Raw genomic sequence first — 20,986 nt, 5'->3', positions numbered from 1 at the left:
ATTACTTTGATTTCCATAGAAACTGCGTTCTTCGCTTGTCAATCATCCAACAAACTGCTTCTTTTCTCCATTTTGAACCGTTCCTTTTCTGTCTGCATAATCCCCCTGTGCCTTTGCCTCTATCATAAAGAATTCCTGCTTCCACCACGTTTTCTTACGGCACTTTCGGTTCCAAAAATGCCTACCCGTAAACAGTAACGGAATTTCTCCACTCCTATTTCCATGCAAAATCTTATCTTGACATCCCTGTTTTTCCGTACTATAACAAGGGCAAGCATAAGCCGCCTGTGCGCTTATGCCCGTTTCATAGCACCTTACAGATTATATCTGTACAAGACTGACACGGAGGACATTATAATATGAAACAGAACTCACGAATCCAACTGGAAAACACCTTGATCGGCGCACTTGGCGTTCTTTCCCTTGTACTTTTTATTCTCAGCTTCCTGCCAGGGCTGGGACTGGCAAACCGCGTCGGTATCCTTCTGGAAATGGGGCACATGGTACAGCGTGCCTTTTCTGTCGTGCTCTTCATCCTGACCTTCCAGCTTTGGAAACGCAAGCGCGCCGCCTGGAACATTGCTGTTCTCCTGCTGTTTTTAAGCTTTTTACGCGGGCTGACAGCACTTTCTTCGCCTTTGTATCTTCCGTTTCACCTGGCAGAAGCCGTATTATTTCTGCTTCTCCTGTGTTTTCGGAAGGACTTCTGCTGCCCGTCTGACCGGCGCAGCCTCGGACGCTCTCTCCTGTTTCTGCTGCTGGCACTGGCAGGCATCATCGTCAATGCCGGTATCAGCTATCATTTTTCGGTAAAACCGCTGGGAGAAACCTCACTTGACTCGCTGATGGATAGTCTCATTCAGGGAACTGCCATGATTTTCGGCATGGGAAATCCGAGCAATGTTTCACGTGAAACACATGTAGTCGAACTGGTTACATTCTGGTTCAGCTGGGGCTGCATCCTCGCCTCCATTCTGTATGCGGTCCGCCCATGGCTGCTGCGTCCAGTCAGCCATGCTTCGGATTTGATGCATGCCCGCACCCTTGTCAACCTGTACAGCCAGAATCCCAGCGCCTACCTGACGCTGGAGGATGACAAGCTCCTATATTTCGGTCAGAAGGTGGACGGCGTCATCCCCTACGGAGTCGTCGGCAGCACCATCGTCATCAACGGCGATCCCATCTGCGCGGACAGCGATTTTCCGGTTCTCCTGGCAGAATTTAAAGAATTTTGCCAACGCAGCGCTCACAACCTGTTTTTTATCAGCGTCACTGACCATTTTCTGGAAGAATATAAGAAGCAGGGCTTTGGATGGGTCAAAAACGGGGAGGAAGCCCGTTTCCACCTTGCGGACTATGAAATCTCTGGCAAGAAAGGCGCCAAGATGCGGATGAACATCAACCACGCCCGGAAGGCCGGGGTCGTCGTCCATGAATACTGCCCGCTGAAGCAGCGGGATGCACAAATTGAGGCAGATCTGAACCGCATCACGAACGAATGGCTGCAACAGAAAAAGAGTTCGATGCTGACTTTCGTTATGGGAACTGTCGGGCTGGAAAATCCGATGGACAAGCGATATTTCTACGCCACCGACGCCGACGGAAAAATCGTGGCATTCATCGTGTTTGTCCCATTTCTCGGCAAAAGAGGCTACATGGCGGACGTCACCCGCCACGGAACCGGCGCACCGAGCGGCGTGATGGAGACGATTCTTTACGACGCATTTCAGGTTTTCAAAGACGAGGGCATTGAGTACGGCAGCCTCGGTGTTGCCCCGCTCGCTGGTCTGGAAAATGACAGCTCTAACCCGGTCGAAAAGCTGCTCTGCTTCGCTTACGACCACCTGAATGACTGTTATGGATTCCGCGACCTCTACCGTGCCAAGGAAAAATACAGCCCGACCGAATGGGTTCCTTCCTATTATATTTACCTGCCGAAGATTCCAACACCAGACATGTTTTATGCCCTTGTGACGATTCAGAATCCGCATCAGATCCGCGAGGCAGCGGAGGATCTGGTAAAAGGATGGGCGCAGCGGCTGAGAAACAAGAGGACTTCCCCGACACATCAGAGTAAACCATCTCGCCAGGTAAGTTGGGCTGCTTCTTCCAGCACGAGGCAGCCCGACACAAGAAAGCAGACAGATGCAGATAAAAAGGCAGACTAAACTCAGCTTTTATCATGCTGGATGCAGTAAAGTTCATTTTTTTACCAGAAAAGAGGCGCTCTTACGATGAAACATTCCGGCTATCTCACCACCTCCGGCGCAGAAATCTACTATGAACAGTACGGCAGCGGCACACCGCTCCTCATCCTGCATGGAAACAGCCAGTCCCTTGCCGTCTTTTACCCATTTCTGCGCACGTTTCTGCCCGATTTTCAGGTGATTCTGATGGACAGCCGGGGACATGGGCGTTCCCGGCTGTCTGTCCACACAGCGCTCCACGGGTTCTCTACAAAGGATATGGCAGACGACGTTATCGCCCTGCTTAACCACTTACATCTTTCCTCCGTCCACCTGCTGGGATTCAGCGATGGTGCCAATATCGGGCTGGAGATCGCATGCAAATACCCGGAGCGGCTGAAAACGCTCATCTGTATCAGCGCCAACGCCTCACCGGACGGGCTGCTCACGCCGCTGCACCTTGCCGCCCAAATGCTGCACAGCATTTTAAATCTCCTGGGGAATCTCCTGCTGCCTGTTTTAAAATGCAGCTTCTCTTCTGCCTCTGCATCCTCCGGGTCCTCTGTGGTCTCTGCACTGTCCACCCCGAAAGTTTCCCTGCCATTTCAGAAGAATTTCTCTGTTTCCGCCACATCCGCAGTTTGTGCCGACAAAGAAAGGCAATGCCATTTCGGGTCAATTTTCCCCCGGATTCCGGCAGAACAAAAAAAGAAGCCTGACTTTCTTACCCGGCTGACGCACCGCGTCCTCCGCCGTCGAAATCTGACTTCTCTTTTACTTCACTCGCCCCGTTTAAGTGCCCGGAAATTGCAAACCATCTCCGTTCCTGTGCTGCTGATCGCCGGAACCCGGGATCTCATTAAGCCCTCACACTCCCGCTGGTTAGCAAGGCAGATTCCAACCAGTCGGCTTCTTTTAATGACCGGGGGACGGCATACTTCCATATTCCGTACACCGGCGCCTTATCTGCGCGTAATTCTGGCATTTCTGCGCCGCAGCTAAAGTCTCCTCACTCTTCCTGCTGCTCCGCTTTCCTTGCTCCATTCACTTTTAGGTTCTATACTTTTCCTCTTCAAACATCTCTACCGGACAGCATCCGCAGCTGCCGTGTTTCGAGCACTCAACTCAAAGCACCTCTCAGCACAACTTCCGCCCATTATCCACTTCTTCCTTCTGGCAGATCTCATCCAGCACCCAGTTTCCATCTTCCAGAACAAACCTCCAATATTCGAAGAAATCTTCCATTTTCCGGGATCCCTTCAAAAGTTCTCCGGTTTCTTCGTGATACACATAGTCGATCATCTTTCCATGGATCAAATACCAGATATAGTCGCGGTCGTCGCCGTCCTCATTCTCCGCTTCCACCAAAATCGCATCCAGAAGCTGGATCCCTTCCATGACAAACACCTCATGGCGCATCCTGCTCCACTCAAATTTCGTCTGAAACTCCTGCTGCATCTTCTGGCTCAGGTAAGGATGCCCTTTTTCCAGATCTCGATCCCGCCAGCATTCCTGAATCCGGTAATATGATTCCCGCACCCGCTCCTGTATCTCACTCCGATCCCAATGATCTTCTCCGATGGAAAATTCTTTCAATTTTTCACGGGCTGCCGCCTGTTTCTTTTTTGCCCGGTGCAGGTATGTAATGGTTCCGGCACTTCCCAAAATCACAAAGGTTCCCGTAAGCAAAAGCGCCTGAAACGCACCTGCCCGTCCGCCTTGTCCCCGGCTGCTGCTTGTATGATGATGGGAAGAACCACCTCCGCCACCTCCGCCGCCTCCGCCGCCGGAAGCACCTCCCGCTCTGGCAAAGGCGGTAAAAGATCCAAGAACCATCATGGCTGCTGCCAGGCAAAGCAGACGGACGAACGTTTTCCGGCACAAGTGACCTTTCTTTCCCAATCTGGAACCCACCCTGATTCCGCCGTTTTCATTTTCTCCCCAGCTTCTCCCCGTTGCTTTCACATCTCTCATATGAATTCTCCTAAAATCTCCCACACCTACTCGTGCTGCTGATCCTCCGGCTCCCTGCAGACATCCACCCAGCCTTTCGCTCCAGACACTTCTTCCAACTCCGGGATCGTGAGACGTACCGCGCTGTGGTCGTCTCCCGCTGCCGGATAAACCGTCTCAAAACGCTTCAGGCTCTCATCCAGATACACTTCGATTCCATTCTTGATACCAAACGGGCAGACCCCACCCGGCGCATGACCGGTAACCTCCTCCACCTGCTCAAACGGGATCATCTTTGCTTTCACGTGAAACGTATCTTTATATTTCCGGTTATCCACTTTCGCAGTACCTTCTGTCAAAATCAATACCGGCTGTTCTCCCTGCAAAAAGGACATCGTTTTCGCAATCATCCCCGGCTCCACGCCTAATGCCTCCGCTGCCAGCGCAACCGTCGCTGTGGACTCTTTTAACTCGATAACATGATCCAAAAATCCGGCTTCCTTTAAGTAATTTTCTGCTTTTTCCAGTGACATGGTTGTTTTCCTCCCGTATCCTCTATCGATTGATCTGCCGTATCAATTTCTTTTATATTTTAGAACTCATTCATCTTTCCCATCATATCACACTTTCATTTTCCATATCAATATTTCTATAAATAAAAAAGAATGCACATCATTGGCACGTTAGTGTCTTTTTGTGTAATAGGGAATTCCAAGGAATTTCCTATTACACGAAAAAGGCAGTTCCCTGCATTTGCCAGAGAACCGCCCCCTATTTCACTAACTGCCATTTTCAAGATCGTTCCGACCGCTTTTTGTAAAACCAACACAGATTTTTTGCAAATCTATCTCCAGATTTCAGTTCCAAATTCCGACTTTGTTTGATTCCCTTTTATCCAGTTCCGTCCTGTATTTATCATTTTTTTCCAAAAAATAATTCCATATCGCTCTCCACGCTGTCAATTCCCGCGATTCCAAACTTTTCCACCAATACATTTACCACATTCGGACTTAAAAATGCCGGAAGCGTCGGCCCAAGATGGATATTCTTGACACCGAGTGAGAGAAGCGCCAGAAGAACGATGACCGCCTTCTGCTCATACCAGGCAATATTGTAAATAATCGGCAGGTCGTTGATGTCATCCAGCCCAAAAATCTCCTGCAGCTTCATCGCAATGACCGCCAGGGAATATGAATCATTGCACTGCCCCGCATCTAGGACACGCGGAATCCCTTCAATATCGCCCAGATTCAGCTTATTGTAGCGGTATTTCGCACAGCCAGCCGTCAGAATTACCGTGTCCTCCGGCAGCGCCTTTGCAAAATCGGTGTAGTAAGTGCGGCTCTTAGCACGCCCATCACACCCCGCCATGACGACAAACTTTCGGATTTTTCCCGATTTGACCGCATCCACTACCTTATCTGCCAGTGCCAGCACCTGTGCATGGGCGAAGCCGCCGACAATCTGTCCTTGCTCAATCCCGACCGGCGGCTCACAGCGCTTCGCATGCTGGATGATCACTGAAAAATCCTTCTTTCCTCCAATTCCACCGTTGATATATGTGCAGCCCGGATATCCCGCCGCACCGGTTGTGTAGAGGCGATCCTTGTAGCTGTCCTTCGGCGGCACGATGCAGTTCGTTGTCATCAGGATCGGTCCGTTGAACGTCTCAAATTCCTCCCTCTGGCACCACCACGCATTGCCGTAATTACCCTTAAAATTCGGATATTTCTTAAATGCCGGATAATACTGCGCCGGAAGCATCTCCGAGTGCGTATATACATCGACGCCGCTTCCCTGCGTCTGGTCCAGAAGCATTTCCATATCGCGCAGATCGTGTCCCGAAACCAGAATACCCGGATTACTTCCGACACCGATATCAACCGTAGTAATCTCCGGATTTCCATAAGTCTCTGTGTTTGCTCGATCCAAAAGCGCCATTCCCCGGACACCATATTCGCCAGTTTCCAGCGTCAGGTGAATCAAATCATCCACACTCAGGCTGTCATCCAGCGTCGCCGCAAGCGCCCGCTGTAAAAATGCATCCGCCTCCCGGTCCTCCTGCAGCAGAACGTTCGCATGCCGGGTATAGGCAGACAAACCTTTCAAGCCATACGTAATCAAGCTGCGAAGGGAAATAATATCCTCGTTCTGCCCGATCAGAACGCCCGCTTCCGACGCTTTTTTTATAAATTCAGACGGTTCACCTGTCCAGCCAGCCGCCTCCGGCAGATTGTCCCGACGTTCCAGCTGCTCCCACAGTGCCGTCTTCATTTCCAGCGTCTTTTCAATTCTTTTTTCAATCGCCGCCTTATCAAAATTGGCATTCGTGATCGTCGTAAACAGATTTTCGGTAACCAGATGGTTGACCTCATCTGCCACCGCACGTCCCTCCTCGCGAAGCCGTGTCGTCACCGCGCTGATACCCTTCGTCACCCACACGAGCAAATCCTGCATTGCCGCCACATCCGGCTGCTTACCGCAGACACCGACCACCGTACAGCCCTTGCATCCGGCCGTTTCCTGACATTGATAACAAAACATTTTCTGTTCCATTGTTCACTCCTCCTATCGCATCTATCGTGTCTTATATAATCTGCATTTTGCGTGATTTATATTCTTGATAGGGATAGAGCCAAAAGTTTACCGCTCTTAATCTCCTGCAGCATACCAAAATCATTGTCACTCAGCTTTAGGCCTTCTGTACTTAAGGTTGCGGCTACTTCTTTTTTTCTCTTCATCTTCCAGAATATGAACCTCAGCTCTTTCCGGGTGTAAGTTCCTATAAGTTTTCCATCGTTTCTGGTACCTGCCCCTGAGTGGCATTAAGCCACCCAGCCAGAGTACTTCGGGGCTGTCGCACTAATGTGCGGCAGCTTCGTGTTTTTATCCAACATAAAACGCCGAGCTTCGAAAAGCTCGGCATTTGTGGTATAATCCCGTCTTTGACAGTAATATTTGGACAAACACCGCAGAAAGGCTTATTCTATATAGCTTTTCCGGCGGTGCTTTTTCGTTTTACAATATAGTCTTTTTTTGATGAGAATTAAGAAATGTGTTTTTCCTTATTTTTCGGGTGGCTGTTTGCTTAGTTTTTGAATTTCTTTCATTTTTCGTTTTGTAATAAATTCATAGTCTGTTTCAAAGCCGACTACTTTGTGCAAGTCATCTGTTAGTTGGCTTACCAATTCTTCCAAACGCTTATCGCTTGTAAAAATACCTTCGATTCGATTGGATGCTCCCGTACTCTGAATCAAAGCAACTTCTAAGAGTGTTTTCAGTTCATCTACATTGACTTCGAGAAATAATTCCTATTTGCCTTTATGTTCGTGGATGCCGCTAACCATCTGAACAATTTCAGGTATCAGTAACTTCGCAGGACTTGTAATATAATCAAAATCTCTCATAGGAATCTCCCTCATTTCAGATTTGTCTCCATCATTTTATCGCCAAATGACGGAGATTTCAATAGGTATGACGGAGATAAACTCCCCACATCCACAGGGAATATACTCATTCTGGAAAGGATTTTTGCAACTTTTTTACATTTTTCCGTTCCAAAACTGTTTGCAGCCAGTAGTTCCTATGTAAAGGCAATCCGAAGATTACCAACAAGCCTTACACCGGCTCGTTATCCTCCTCATCGGAGAAGTCCAAATCGTCATCATCCACATAGTCCGCATCCGGGTCAGGCTTTGCCGCTTCTTTTTCTTTCTGCTTTTCTTTGAGCTTTTAATAACCAAAGAACCCACCGCCAGCGGCAAGTGCAATGACAGCAAGAATCGCAGGCAGCAAATTCGTTTTTGCCTTTTCTTCCGTCACAGGCTCGGTCACTTGCGGCTCTGTTTCTTTGACTTCCGGTTCGGGAGTTGTAGTCGCCTCAGGCTCAGGCTGGGTGTACTGTGCCGCTTCTTCCTCGTCCATGAGATTGAGCAGATCGGCTTCGTCCACCTGGTTCAAGAAGTGGACATTTTCGTTCCCGTCCTCATCACGGTCGATGATGATATAAAAATAGTTGCCGTTCTTGGTGACTGCCGTAATGAACTGCTTGCCCGCACCCGTAGACGAACCCACATCGTCAACCAGAGTCAGATTGCCGTCCAGTGTCAGAGCTGCATTATCATTGCCCATCTGTGTCTGGTTCTGATTTTCCATCAGCAGATTCATCAGCATCATCAGAAGTGCCGTATCCAGTTTGCTGTTGCTTTCCGCAGCTTCCAGCACTTCCAGATAATCGCTGTGAACATAGCCTGTCTTTTCGGGAACAATACTCAAAGTATTCTGCCTGTTCAAACACTTTTGCGACCGCATCCCAAATGAATCCAGAATCATAATCAGCTCATGGATAGACGAAGGCAGGATATAAAAACTTCCTTGCAGTTTTTCTGTTGCCTGCTCCATAAAATCAGGATAATTCATCACAGCAGCACCATTTACCTTACTGGCATTGGTGGCTACATACATTGGAGAATCGGCATCATCCAACGAACCCATAAAGCCATTTGTCATTTCATACATGATCTCGTCCATGTTTTTAATCGACAACGGCTCATTCTTCTGTGCCATTTCCATTGCATCCTGATGAAGCTGTCCCAGCGTAATGCCGTAATGTTCCAGCATCGGATTTGTTATCAGGATTGAAGCCGTACCATCCGGTAAATCTCCCACCTGAAACCGATACACAACCGCCATATCCTCAACAATCTCATAAGGAATTTCTGCAAGCTTTTCTGCATTTCGGTTCTTCTCAACCATCTGAACCGTCAGATACGGTCGCATACTTTCGTAACTTTTCAGCACATCAAAATCAAACTCCAGTGTCTGTGAAATGTGCGTGACCACATAATCGGTAATGCCTTGCAGAACATCTTCATAAACAGCACCGGATTCATAGTCCCGATAGAACGAATCCAGATTGACCGTCATAGACATCTGAGCACCTTCCTGTCTGACCGTAATCCCGGAATAAGACATTCCCTGCAACCTCGTAACCTCCGCAGGCTCTACGGAAATGTGAGGGAAAGTTCCCAAAAGGCTTTTCGGCAAATTAGCAGGAAGCTATTTTTCATTAGCAAAAACAGCCGTTTTTCTGCTAATGATTAGCAAGATTTTTTGTTTTCTGGCAAAAGTTCGATTTTATTCTGTCACGAAAAAGTATATTTTCTTGTGCGTGCTTCCCGATTTTCAAATTCAGGCATTTTAATAATAAGAAAAGCCGAAAACCCTTGAAAACAAAGGCTTTCGGCGTTGTTAGCTGGCGTCCCAAAGTGGATTTGAACCTCCGCCCCCACGCTTAGGAGTATGGCATACCACCTCGTGCGGTTTCCGACTACATAACTTCCTATTCAAGAAAACCATTGATTTTACTGGGTTTTTCGGGCGTTTGACCTGTTAAAGTATTACACCTCATTCAACGGATTTCGCCCGATTTCAAGGTGTTCAATTAGCAAATTCTTAGCAAGAACACAATGACTTACGAGATATATTACTCTGAATCTGAAATCTCAATTTTGATTTAACGGCTCTCCTTTAGAAATTTTGTTATTTTCTTATACCACTTCACGTAAAAAAAGTCAAGTGTTTTTTTAAAAAAATTGCATATACTTCTCTCATGTGATATACTATAATTAACTATGCGATTTTGGAGGAGACGTTTATGGAGCATTTATATAAAACTAACATGCAGAAAACAATTGCAGAATTTTTTCCTGCATATTTAAAAAAAGAGCTTTTAAAACAGGCAGTCAACGACGGACTAGTTATAAATAATCGCAAGAAAACGCCTCAACTCTCTCTAAATTTTGCAGATATTATTGATGTTTCTGAATACGATTCTCTTGATGAGAAAATCAATAATATTTTACACGTGGATAATGTATTGCAATTTATTGAGGAATTTGAGTATAAACGTCAATATCGACATTTTTGTTATTTTAAATGTTCTGAAATTGCTTCAACAAAAATTGAAGAACTGGTAAAAAACAAAACAGTAAATTTATTCGACAAAAAAGGAAATTCTCTAATTGATGAATATCAGAAACCGTCATTATATATTGTTGGTAATCTAGTGTATTTAAAGTTTTCTAATTTACTTAATAATGATACTGGAAACCAAATCAATTTTGTTGTTATCTGTGTTTTAGATAAAGAACATAATATAATAGAACTTCGTTTTGATCGAGTTGGTATTGCATATAAAAATTCATACAATTTCTATCGGGATAAAATCAATGAAATTCTTGATTATTTAAGTTCTACACTGGGTATTACAACAGAGAACATTGATTTTAAGGCAGTAATAGACTATATAAAATCAGAAAAAGATAATATTTCCATTTATGCGCAAAGAATGCAACGTAATGGTACTACTGCATACTTAGAAGCATATGATGATGGTGATGGTGTCATGCCAATTCTTGGAGAACTAAGAGCTTTTATCAAAGAGAATAAGGAACTGTTTGATACCGATATCAATACAAATTTGATTAAAGATAAACTAGAAGCCTTTATCAAAGAAATTGAAATAAAATCTGATATGCCAATGGTAAAAGTAAAACTGGATGATCGCGATATAAAATTCGGTATTACTCATAATTACAAGGGAACTGATTATAGTCTATTTATGTTTTACGGTGAACTTCTAGGAGATAAGGAGGTGATGAGTTATGTCAGAAATTACCTTATTGGATGTAATAGAGAACTTGAAAATCTCATACAATCTGACCCCATATCAGAAAAAACAATGTGATAGTTTCTTCTCTGTAATTCATCCCGGTGACTTTATTTACCCAGGTCATTTAAAATCGAAATTAGTCATTGATATAAAAACAGCCTATTTATTTATGGAGGATTTAAAGAAGGCTGGTTTTGTAAGAAATATTTACGAAGTTTATTGCATGAAATGTGGTAGAAGTAAAGGAATATTTTTAGATACCTTAACGGATTTCAACGAAAACTATACTTGTGATTTTTGTAATAGTGCTTTATCTGTTTCTGAAGATATAATTGTTCTTTATAAGGTGTTGCACATATGACTGATATAAAAAAAGAGAATTATAGTATTAAAGAGTATCTTCAAGAAATCATTCAAAGACCACTAGATATCTTTTATGAGTTAACCGCTTGGTCTGAGGAAGATAAACAAGATTTTTCTGTCTTATTAGCAAACTTAAAGCGACCTTTTGACAAATCAACCGAAACGACCAAAGAGAAAGGTGATCGCCTTGAAAATTTAGTTTCTTTCCTAATACAGAAATCTTATTTTTTTGAAATATATCGAAATATTCATACTGGTACTAACGAGATTGATGAGGTAATAATCCTTTCAGAAAGAGGCAAACAAGCACTTCATGAGTTCAATCTTGCTAGAGATATACTTGAAATAGAATCCGATATAGCATTAGGAGAATGCAAAAACTATGCTTCTACTTTAAATGTTACTTATGTTGGAAAATTCTACAGTCTATTAGTAAGTACGGATGTCCCTTTTGGAATTATTTTTACTCAAAAAGGACTAACAGGAAATGAAAACGAATTTCATGATGCCTATGGTCTCACTAAAGTTTTACGCATTATCGAAAAATATCAAAACAACAGAGAAATGTTTATTCTCACATTCATGCTTGAAGATTATGAGCAAATAGCAAATGGTAAATCTTTCTTTGATTTAATTAAAGCAAAAAAAATTGCATTACGTTTATCTTCAGATTATCATAGTTTTCTTAAAGACTATAACCATGACAATATTGATTCCATAAAACAAATAATTCAAAGTATTTAAAGACGTCTCTTGTAGGCGTCTTTTTACGTTGTAAGCTAACAACCTATGGCGTTTTTTTACGCCCATTTTTAGAAAGGAGCCAAACCATAAACCTAACCGAAAGCGAAAAGAGGCTGGCTTACCAGATTGAGAGCACCGACCAGATCGGAACCCTCCATGAGCTTGCCATCATGAACCGCTATACCAGAAAGCCGGAAATCAAAGAGGCAACAGAATAGCCTCTTAGCATCTTTTTTCTGCTTCATTAACTGTGATTGCCATAAGATTATCTCCTTTGCTTTTTCTTTATCTTAACGCGATAATCTTGGCTTGTCTGTGGGTGAATTATCTCTTATCGTAATATACTTCTGACCGGTTCAATGTAGTTCTGTTTTACAGTTATCATCTTTATGCAAATACATCATCCAACCTCAATTCATAATAATATTTAAATACTGCAATCGGAAACTCTCTTATATAACTATCCACGTCTTTTTTTGTGATGCCATGTATCCGCACAAATTGAGATACTTTGTCATGAGCCACATCATAGCTTTCATCCAGATACACATCCAGATTCTTTAATAAGTCAAGTAACTGCAGCACATAGACATTTTCTTCATTTACCGGAACCACTGGTCTTCTTACTATGAACATTCTCTTTCCAATTGGAACTTCTCGTACTTTTGCCGCCATGTTATTGCTAACAATCTCAACTTTATTGGGAACCTGCGTTGAAATTCCCAGCTGATTAGCAAATGTATTACCAGAATAGAAACCATCTACTTTTCCACCTCTGGAAACATATTTGTATCTGGCAACCGTATCTGCATTTACGCCCACCTTTGTTTTTAGTCGTGATTTCTTAGGCAAATAATAAATGCCATTCTCATATTTTTGTAGTTTTCCCTCATCGCACAGCTTTTTTAGCTGCTGATTTACTGCAGATTTTGTAATTCCCTTAATCACTATATCAGAAAAGAATATAGGCTCTGCTTCCTTATAATTGTCTTTCAAAAATTCATATAACATAAACCTCATTCCTTTCTCCTAAATATTTATAACCTATATGATTATTTTTGTTAATTATATTCTATATCCTGTTTTCACGATCTGGCAATGTAATTTTAGCACTATGGTTAGTATATCCAAAGCAGAATAAAACAAAAAAAAAGATCTGTCACCCTTAGGATTCTTCCCAAAGCCAACAGATCTTACATTTTCCCTTACATCTTTATACTCTTTGCCAGACTCGTCAGCAAAGCTGCCATCTCCGGATTAACCTTTTTTCTTTCTAACCCACGTTATTTTGCAGCCACGGTTACCACTGTTTCCTTTTTTCGACATAAGCCAATAAAACATAGAACAAAATATTAATGCAAATACAACGCCAAAAACATTCTGAATCACTCTAAGACCAACTGCTCCTTTTAGTCCATAACTCTCTGTAGCAATGGCCAAAGCACCAAATGTGTTAAATACTGCCTGCCAGCCATATTTTGCAGAAAGTCCTACACCAATTCCGCCAAGGATTCCTATATATGCATAGATTGACGAAGGAAGCAGAAAATATAATACTGTAAAACATATAACACCTGCAATATTTCCGACAATCCTTTTACGGACTCTGTAGTGCATATCTTCCATAAACGGCAAAATCGCGGACATGGCCGCAATACCAGCCCACATTGCACGTGGCATATTACAAAGTTCTGCAATGCAAAGGACAATCGGTACGCATAAAATCTGACATATCTGCCATTTTGTTCTGGAAGAAGATATATCAAATTCCTGTACCAAATCATTCAAATTTCTTTTATACGTTCTGTTTTTATGATTTCGATAAAATACGAAACAGGTAAGTGCTGCACCTAATGCCATTCCGGTTAATCGCATCTGATAACTTTTTCCTGTTACATCATATCCATACAATAACAGATAACCAAGAACCAATGTGGATTGGTTAAACATGAATGGATTATGGCATCCGAACAGAATCAACACAGCCAGTGCCGCAATATTTAACAGCATTCCAAGTACCGGTGAAAACTGATTTGCTAAATGCGGACATACAGTCATAATTACAAAGAACAAAGCCAAAAGCATCGTAGATTGTCCGGTGTGGATCCCCAGATCCGCATTCCGAAATACCATAAGGCATAATAAAACTACTACACCCACAATACTATTCTCATTTCCAAATAAGATACTGAAAATAGTAACAAATAAAAAACAAAATGCCATTGTAACAGCTATCTTCACCAGATATACCCACATATGATATAATTTTTCTTTCACTGTTTCACTCTTTTTCAACAGATTTTTAGAACCTGCCTGATTTAACTGCAATTCCTGATAAAATGTCATGTAATTCCTCCTCTATCTGTTTTTCTTAAACTTATATGGCCTCATCTTTCTGTATTGGAAGCTCTACAACAAATCTGCATCCTCCATATTCCCGGTTTTCTGCCTTGATCGTCCCGCCAGCACTATCTACGATCCGTTTCACAAGTGCAAGGCCGAGACCATTTCCTTCTGCTTTGTGAGAACCGTCTGCCTGATAGAACTTGTCAAATATTCTGGTTTTCACATCATCCTCTATTCCCGGTCCTTCATCTTCCAGAATAAACATTACAGAATCCTTTTCCTGCTTCAGAAACATCATAATTGTCCCCTTTGCAGGACTGAACTTAATCGCATTATCTAAAAGATTCATCCATATATGCATAAAAAGTCCTTCATTCCCAGTATATTTAACTTCCTCCAGCTCTACCTGGAAACCAATTTCTTTTTCTGTCCATTTTGTCTCCAGGGAAAGAAATGCCTGACGGATCTGTTCATCCAAACGATATTCTGTTTTTTTCATTGGTATGTTCTGATTCTCTAACTTGGATAACAGCAAAATATTACCAACCAATCCAGAAAGTCTTTGGGTGTTAAATAAGATTTTTTCTACATATTCCTCTTGATCCGGAGACAGTTCTTCTCCCTGAAGCAGCATTGTATATCCTTCAATGGCATTGATCGGGGTCTTAAACTCATGAGAAACATTGGAGACAAAATCCATCTGCAGTACTTCTGTTGCACGAAGCTCTTTTGTCATCACATTAAAACTTTGATAAGATTCTCCAACTTCTGCGATACGGCTGTTCGTTTCCAAGTGCTGTTCAAAATCTCCCTGCGAAACTTCCTTCATTGCTTTACTGAGTCTGGTAATTGGTTCCAGTAACTTTGCATTGATAAAGGAAGTGATCAGCCCTGCAATCAATGTATTAAAAATCAAAAGCCAGCCAAGCACAGGTATGCTACCAGGCAGATTAAAAAAATGATTCAAAAAAGCAAATAATAACGCAGATATGACTGTTGAAAATACAAGTGCCAGCCAGATTGCACCAGTCAGACAGGATCGGATCCGCAATCCTTTTTCTTTCTTTTGTTCCATTATTTTTTCACCACCTTGTATCCAATTCCACGCATTGTTACGATTTCAAAATCAGGGTTATCTTTCAAACGCTCCCTGATTCTTCCTATATGTACCTCTATCGTATGTGGGTCTGCCTCCGTCTCGTATCCCCATACTTCATCCATCAACTGTTGTTTTGTAAATGTTCTGCCTGGCGAAGCTGCAAGCTTATATAAAAGCAGGAATTCTTTTTTAGGCAAAACAAGACTTTCCTTATCAGTTGTAACCGTCATTGCATCATAATCAAACTCTGTTGAACCGATCACAATTTTGTGTTCATTCAGTATCTGTGCACGGCGAAGCAGTGCTCCGACTCTTAAAACCATTTCATTCACATTTACCGGTTTTACCATATAATCGTCACTTCCCGAAAGAAATCCCTGGCGCATATCATCAAAGGAACCTTTCGCAGTGATCATAAGTACCGGTATCTGATATCCTGCTGAACGGAGTTTCGACACCAGTTCATAACCATCCATAACCGGCATCATAATATCGGAAATGATCAGATCAATATACTCTTTATCCAATATTTCTAATGCCAGTGCTCCATCCGATGCACTTTTGACCTGATATCCATTCTTCTCAAGCACTTTTTGGAATAGCTGGCTTAATTCTTTATCATCTTCTACAATTAATATTTGAAACACGATCTTCTTCCTCCTTTATCAGAACAGATATCTTGCCCATCCAAGCAGATGCTGTACCAAAAGTACGTTTCTCTGACGCTTCTTTGTCAATTCAATTGGCTCTACATGATACGGATCACGATAGGTTCCATCTTCCAATACCTGTCGGGACACTCTTTCATATTCCATCATGCCTTCTTCCAACTGTTTATTAATCTCTTTGCTACGTATTACAAGCATCAGTTCCGTATCCAGATACGTGCTTCTCATATCCATGTTAAAGGAACCGATTACGGATAGATCATCATCGATCAGGATGCTTTTTCCGTGGTAAGAATAGCCGCCTTCATACTCCCAGATATCAATTCCTGTATTTAAAATTCTGTTTCTGTTTCTCGCATAATCAGCAGAACCAAACGGATTTCCATTGTTGGCAACCGAATTGGTCATGATAGAAAAATCCGGAACTCTCTCCGCAATCTCTTTCCATGTATTATACATCATATCATTGCAGATAATATATGGTGTATGAATTTTCACGCGCTCTTTTGCATTTTTCATTAGTTCTCCCAGTTGATACCAGACTACTGGTTCCTTGGGACCTGTGTGGATAGGATTTGACACTAATGCAATCTTTTCTGTCTCAAAAGTTTCGTCCGTGTAATCGGTATCGCAGATTCTTTCCTTATTCTCTTCAAAATATTTCTGATAGCCGTTCTGCAGCTCTAAAACTGCGTTCTTTACAGATTTTCTATTTGCCAGTTTTTTATTGTCATGAAAATAACCACTGTCTTCTTGTTCCCATATCGTTTCAAAATACTCTAACAACTGGTTAACTGAATTTTCTTTCTCAGGTTCATTGCAAACCACTAACACATCTCTGTCATAGTTCTTATGTCCCAGAAAATCACCCAGGAAATAATTGTATGTATTTCTTCCACCAAGAATATATGTCTTACCATCTGCAATCAAATATTTATCATGCATTCTCCCCATCATCTTCCATGGTTTCAACGGATTGGCCTTATTATACAGTTTAATTTCAACATTCTCATGGGAAGATAATCCATAGAAATACGGATTTCCTTCCATATCAATCCAGCTCTCCATTCCATCTACTAACAGACGAACATGCACACCTCTGTCTGCCGCATCATGCAGTGCTCCTAAGATCAATTTTCCACTTTCATCGGATTGAAATGCAAAAGTAGAAAGAATAATGTCTTCTTTTGCATTCTTGATCAAACGCACTCTTTGTAAAAGCGCTTCTGGATTCTTTTCTATGATTACTGCCCGTTCTGTATTTTCACTGCATTCGTTCCATGACCCATTTTTTGTTTCTTTTTTGGTTGTATTGGACACTTCCGGCTGCTTTTTATATGCAACGCAGATTCCGAGCAATTCATAAAAAGCCACACATAAAAAAATTGCCAGTATAACAAGAAGGATTTTACATATTTTATGCTTTTTCATTGTACAGCACCTGATTCCTTTTTATTTCATACTTATACAATACAAAGTCAATCTCAATTTAACCTCAACAAAATTTATTTTTCATAAAAAAATATGACCGGCTTCTTTTTAAAGAAAGCCAGATAATTGAGTTCATCCAGACTTTCGTATTCTCCCAGCATTTCATACAGCCCATCGACATAACAGTCATAATCTCTTATGAACCATTCTTCATAAGGATTACCAAAGTCATCTTTTGAACCGATTCCAATTCGTTCAAATACTTTTTTCAGATCTTCTGATGTGGTAGGAAACTTTACCCATTCGCCTACCAACTCCCCTTCGTTATATTTTCCGAGATTCGTGATGTAAGCTTCAAATGGGCAATCGTGGCCATATTCATATGCCATGCTATTTCCTCCTGTTTCATTTTTCAGGTCATCACCCGGTTTTCGGCATCAAAAAAAGCGCCATACTCATCACCATTCCGGCAATGAGCAGACGCTTTATATTTTGTCCGTATTCTTTTGCAAAAGAGAAACAAATGAAATGTAAGTTTGTAGCTCATGTCTCATTTGTCTATGATAATATTAGCACAGGTCAATTCTGAAAAAAAGAGGTAGAATGGTAGCAAAAGGATAGCAATTGGTAACAACATGGGAGTAATACGGAAACATGCTGCACATTCCCCTATCCTCTATCCGCAGACTCTACACATATAACCATAATCTGTTCATCTTGATCTTCTATCTCATCATTATGATGTTCTATAAATTCATCAAGTTTGTGTATAAATTTCAGATGTTGAACTTTCTGTGTAAATAACTTCTTATAATTAATAGATTCCATATACTGCTCTTCATCAGTAAAGTGTTTTACTGTATAATCACGAAGATTTTCCAATATTATGTCAATTCTATCATATTTATTCCATTATAATATTCTGGTTTCATTTCATACATCCATTAGTCCTGCTTTCATTTTTATTCAGCCTTTGAAAACTGGTCTTTGCCTACAAAACATAACGGACATTCAAAATCTTCCGGAATATCCTCCCACTTTGTACCAGGTGCAATACCACCTTCTGGATATCCCTTCTCCTCATCGTATTCCCATCCGCAAACATCACATACATATTTCATTTGTTGTTCCTCCTTGTAAATACATTAATACACAGCCTATATTACGGTTATATTTGTGTTGTTCTTAAATCTTAATATGTATAAATGCTTTTAGCATTTCCATAATCCATGCAGGTTACAATATGCATATACTTCTTCTACCTGTTCACCATCGCAAAGACAAAAATCTGCTATCGGCTCCTGCCCTGGATTTAACTGTTTTCTGTATATTCCCTGATTGGTATTTAATGTAATCCACTCAATGAAATGTTCTTCAAGCATTGGATGTTTTGTCTCTCCGACCACGACATGAACATAATTGCCTTCCACTGTATATACAGGCACGTGCTTCTCAACAGCCGCATCTGTCACACCGGCTTTTAATTCCTGCATAGGTTCTCCGCAACAAATTACAGGAACACCTTTATCCTTTACCTTTTCAACAATGTTTCCACAATGCTTACATATATAATACTTTACTTCCATGCTTTTATCTCCTTCCATGTGTATAATTTATAGTTCAATCGTCTCTATAATCTTTTTCAAAGAATCTGCAGATTTCTTAAGCTTTAATGCTTCCTCACCACTTAAATTAATAGGTATATTAGACTCAATACCATCAACACCTACAATAACTGGCATACTTAACGATACTCCGTCAATATCATATACGCCATGAATTATGTGCGATACCGGAAGTATTGATTTTTCATTTCTCATAATTACTTCACAGATTCTTTTTACAGACATTGCCATTCCATAATATGTAGCGTGCTTTTTATTTATTATTTCATAAGCACTGTTCTTGACTGCTAATAATCTTATCTCCTTAATAATTCTCTTCATGTACTTCAAAATAGCTTTGTGGATGGTTACATACCGGACATACCTCAGGAGCCTTTGTTCCTACCACAATATGTCCGCAGTTACGGCATTCCCATACCTTAACTTCGCTCTTTTCAAATACCTGTGCAGTTTCAATATTCTTAAGAAGTGCACGATATCTTTCCTCATGGTGCTTCTCAATCTCACCTACTGCCCTGAATTTTGCTGCAAGCTCAGGGAATCCTTCTTCCTCAGCTGTTTTAGCAAAGCCGTCATACATATCTGTCCACTCATAATTTTCGCCTTCTGCCGCTGCCGCCAGGTTTTCCTTTGTATCACCAATTCCTGCTAATTCCTTGAACCACATCTTTGCATGTTCTTTCTCATTATCTGCAGTCTTTAAAAACAATGCTGACATCTGCTCGTAACCTTCCTTTTTCGCTACAGAAGCAAAATAGGTATACTTATTTCTTGCCTGTGATTCCCCCGCAAATGCCTCCTGTAAATTCTTCTCTGTCTGTGTTCCTACATATTTGTTTTCTGCCATCTCTTTTACCTCCGTTTTCTTTACTACTTTTTCAAAATCTGATGCCGGGTGCTTGCACAAAGGACATATAAAGTCATCCGGTAATTCCTCGCCTACATATTCATATCCGCAAATTCTGCAACGCCATATTGTCTGACTGTCCTCTGTTTTTCCAACCTCCTGTGGCTTAGGCTTAATGTTATTCTGATAATAATCATATGTTACTGAAGGAACATTGCTTAAAACTTCCATATCGGTTATCTCACCGATAAACATCGTATGTGAACCTAAGTCCTCTGTTTTAGTAACTGTCACAGAAATGTATGCATTTGTACCTTCTGTAATATAATAAATACCATTCGTGCCCCTGGCACACTGCTCAAATGCTTCAAACTTATTGGTATCTCTTCCTGATTGGAAGCCAAAATGTTTGAACAATTCAAATTGTGCCTTCTGACTTAAGACTGATACAGTAAATTTTCCGGTTCTTTGAATCATATCATGCGTATAATTTGCCTTATTTACACAGATACTTAACTGGTTTGGTTCCGAAGCTGCCTGAATGGCTGTATTAATGATGCATCCGTTATCTTTTTCTGCTTCTTTAGCGGTCAATATAAACAGTCCATAACTCAACTTATACATTGCTTTCCTATCCATGCTGTTCCTCCTTTACCTTCTCCCTGCATTTCGGGCAAATGCCTTTAAATGAAATATCGTAATCCACAAATTCAATTCCATGAGTGTTATGAATTCTTTCCAGCAAATCCGGTATTTGATCCATATCCACATCAAAAATTTCACCGCACTTTATACATCTTACATGGTAATGATTTTTCAATGTAAAATCAAATCGGTTCGGTCCATTCGGAACTTCAACCTTTCTTAATGCACCTTCCTCTACCAATATATCAAGATTTCTATATACAGTTCCTTTTCCAATTGATGGATATGCTTCTTTTATAAATTCATACACTTCAATTGCCGTAACGTGTCTTCTCATTTCGTATACGGTATTTCTTACGAGATCTTTTTGAATGGTATTTCTCCTACTTGTCATCCGTCCTCCTTA

Annotated in this window: 19 protein-coding genes and 2 pseudogenes; 5 read left to right on the top strand and 16 right to left on the bottom strand. The window is 41.5% G+C overall.

Annotation, left to right across the window (positions count from 1 at the left end; translation table 11 throughout):
* Window positions 1–359 precede the first annotated feature (359 nt).
* Window positions 360–2,168 carry a phosphatidylglycerol lysyltransferase domain-containing protein gene (locus DXD12_RS04775; RefSeq protein ID WP_118637592.1) on the top strand — a complete coding sequence of 603 codons (1,809 nt, stop codon included), beginning with the start codon at window positions 360–362 and terminating at the stop codon, window positions 2,166–2,168.
* Window positions 2,169–2,234: 66 nt separating this feature from the next.
* Window positions 2,235–3,188, top strand: a complete 954-nt coding sequence (locus DXD12_RS04770; protein WP_118637590.1) for an alpha/beta hydrolase — start codon at window positions 2,235–2,237, stop codon at window positions 3,186–3,188.
* A gap of 135 nt (window positions 3,189–3,323) precedes the next feature.
* Here the strand turns inward: DXD12_RS04770 and DXD12_RS04765 are convergent, their stop codons facing one another.
* The 5 genes from DXD12_RS04765 to DXD12_RS15575 form a co-directional block, all read right to left on the bottom strand.
* A complete protein-coding gene (locus DXD12_RS04765; protein ID WP_118293331.1) occupies window positions 3,324–4,160 on the bottom strand; it encodes a Tim44-like domain-containing protein in 837 nt (278 codons plus the stop codon).
* A gap of 26 nt (window positions 4,161–4,186) precedes the next feature.
* Window positions 4,187–4,672: a YbaK/EbsC family protein gene (locus DXD12_RS04760; protein ID WP_118637588.1), complete on the bottom strand. Its 486-nt coding sequence runs from the start codon at window positions 4,670–4,672 to the stop codon at window positions 4,187–4,189.
* Window positions 4,673–5,054: 382 nt separating this feature from the next.
* A complete protein-coding gene (gene hcp / locus DXD12_RS04755) occupies window positions 5,055–6,695 on the bottom strand; it encodes a hydroxylamine reductase (RefSeq protein WP_118637586.1) in 1,641 nt (546 codons plus the stop codon).
* A gap of 509 nt (window positions 6,696–7,204) precedes the next feature.
* On the bottom strand, window positions 7,205–7,396 hold the full coding sequence (locus tag DXD12_RS15580; protein ID WP_243105347.1) for a hypothetical protein: 192 nt from the start codon (window positions 7,394–7,396) through the stop codon (window positions 7,205–7,207).
* Window positions 7,397–7,871: 475 nt separating this feature from the next.
* Window positions 7,872–9,170: a DUF5688 family protein gene (locus tag DXD12_RS15575; protein WP_279221039.1), complete on the bottom strand. Its 1,299-nt coding sequence runs from the start codon at window positions 9,168–9,170 to the stop codon at window positions 7,872–7,874.
* A 625-nt stretch (window positions 9,171–9,795) separates the two neighbouring features.
* Between DXD12_RS15575 and DXD12_RS04740 the strand changes: the two genes are divergently transcribed.
* From DXD12_RS04740 to DXD12_RS04735, 3 genes are read left to right on the top strand one after another with little or no spacing between them, the layout of a single operon-like run.
* The gene (locus tag DXD12_RS04740; RefSeq protein ID WP_118637584.1) at window positions 9,796–10,887 is read left to right on the top strand and encodes a hypothetical protein; all 1,092 of its coding nucleotides are present in this window, start codon (window positions 9,796–9,798) and stop codon (window positions 10,885–10,887) included.
* Window positions 10,805–11,173 (top strand): hypothetical protein, encoded by a 369-nt coding sequence (locus DXD12_RS15130; protein WP_147354008.1) that lies wholly within the window; start codon window positions 10,805–10,807, stop codon window positions 11,171–11,173. Before DXD12_RS04740 ends, DXD12_RS15130 begins: the two co-directional genes overlap by 83 nt.
* On the top strand, window positions 11,170–11,919 hold the full coding sequence (locus DXD12_RS04735; RefSeq protein WP_118637582.1) for a hypothetical protein: 750 nt from the start codon (window positions 11,170–11,172) through the stop codon (window positions 11,917–11,919). Before DXD12_RS15130 ends, DXD12_RS04735 begins: the two co-directional genes overlap by 4 nt.
* Window positions 11,920–12,306: 387 nt before the next feature.
* Here DXD12_RS04735 and DXD12_RS04730 read toward each other — a convergent pair whose 3' ends face one another.
* The 11 genes and pseudogenes from DXD12_RS04730 to DXD12_RS04675 form a co-directional block, all read right to left on the bottom strand.
* Window positions 12,307–12,930: a DUF6088 family protein gene (locus DXD12_RS04730; protein WP_147354007.1), complete on the bottom strand. Its 624-nt coding sequence runs from the start codon at window positions 12,928–12,930 to the stop codon at window positions 12,307–12,309.
* Between the two features lie 246 nt (window positions 12,931–13,176).
* The gene (locus tag DXD12_RS04725) at window positions 13,177–14,265 is read right to left on the bottom strand and encodes an FUSC family protein (protein WP_118637578.1); all 1,089 of its coding nucleotides are present in this window, start codon (window positions 14,263–14,265) and stop codon (window positions 13,177–13,179) included.
* A gap of 31 nt (window positions 14,266–14,296) precedes the next feature.
* Window positions 14,297–15,340 (bottom strand): HAMP domain-containing sensor histidine kinase, encoded by a 1,044-nt coding sequence (locus DXD12_RS04720; protein ID WP_118482275.1) that lies wholly within the window; start codon window positions 15,338–15,340, stop codon window positions 14,297–14,299.
* Window positions 15,340–16,011 (bottom strand): response regulator transcription factor, encoded by a 672-nt coding sequence (locus DXD12_RS04715; protein ID WP_107000933.1) that lies wholly within the window; start codon window positions 16,009–16,011, stop codon window positions 15,340–15,342. Before DXD12_RS04715 ends, DXD12_RS04720 begins: the two co-directional genes overlap by 1 nt.
* An 18-nt stretch (window positions 16,012–16,029) precedes the next feature.
* Window positions 16,030–17,463, bottom strand: a complete 1,434-nt coding sequence (locus DXD12_RS04710) for a phospholipase D family protein (protein ID WP_118570494.1) — start codon at window positions 17,461–17,463, stop codon at window positions 16,030–16,032.
* Window positions 17,464–17,579: 116 nt separating this feature from the next.
* Window positions 17,580–17,852 (bottom strand): annotated as a pseudogene (locus tag DXD12_RS04705) (antirestriction protein ArdA); the annotation flags it as partial.
* Between the two features lie 573 nt (window positions 17,853–18,425).
* Window positions 18,426–18,584 (bottom strand): rubredoxin, encoded by a 159-nt coding sequence (locus tag DXD12_RS04695; protein WP_107000935.1) that lies wholly within the window; start codon window positions 18,582–18,584, stop codon window positions 18,426–18,428.
* Between the two features lie 90 nt (window positions 18,585–18,674).
* Window positions 18,675–19,049 (bottom strand): desulfoferrodoxin family protein, encoded by a 375-nt coding sequence (locus DXD12_RS04690; RefSeq protein WP_107000936.1) that lies wholly within the window; start codon window positions 19,047–19,049, stop codon window positions 18,675–18,677.
* A 27-nt stretch (window positions 19,050–19,076) separates the two neighbouring features.
* Window positions 19,077–19,376 (bottom strand): annotated as a pseudogene (locus DXD12_RS04685) (L-lactate dehydrogenase); the annotation flags it as partial.
* Between the two features lie 16 nt (window positions 19,377–19,392).
* On the bottom strand, window positions 19,393–20,574 hold the full coding sequence (gene rbr, locus DXD12_RS15765; protein ID WP_107000937.1) for a rubrerythrin: 1,182 nt from the start codon (window positions 20,572–20,574) through the stop codon (window positions 19,393–19,395).
* A complete protein-coding gene (locus tag DXD12_RS04675; protein ID WP_107000938.1) occupies window positions 20,567–20,974 on the bottom strand; it encodes a transcriptional repressor in 408 nt (135 codons plus the stop codon). The genes rbr and DXD12_RS04675 overlap by 8 nt, the downstream gene beginning before the upstream one ends.
* Between the last annotated feature and the right edge of the window lie 12 nt (window positions 20,975–20,986).

The sequence above is a fragment of the Clostridium sp. TF11-13AC genome (assembly GCF_003481065.1).
Classification (GTDB): Bacteria; Bacillota; Clostridia; order Lachnospirales; family Lachnospiraceae; genus Otoolea; species Otoolea fessa.
Note: the sequence above shows the minus strand (reverse complement) of the source record. Positions and strands in the feature narration are given on the sequence as shown.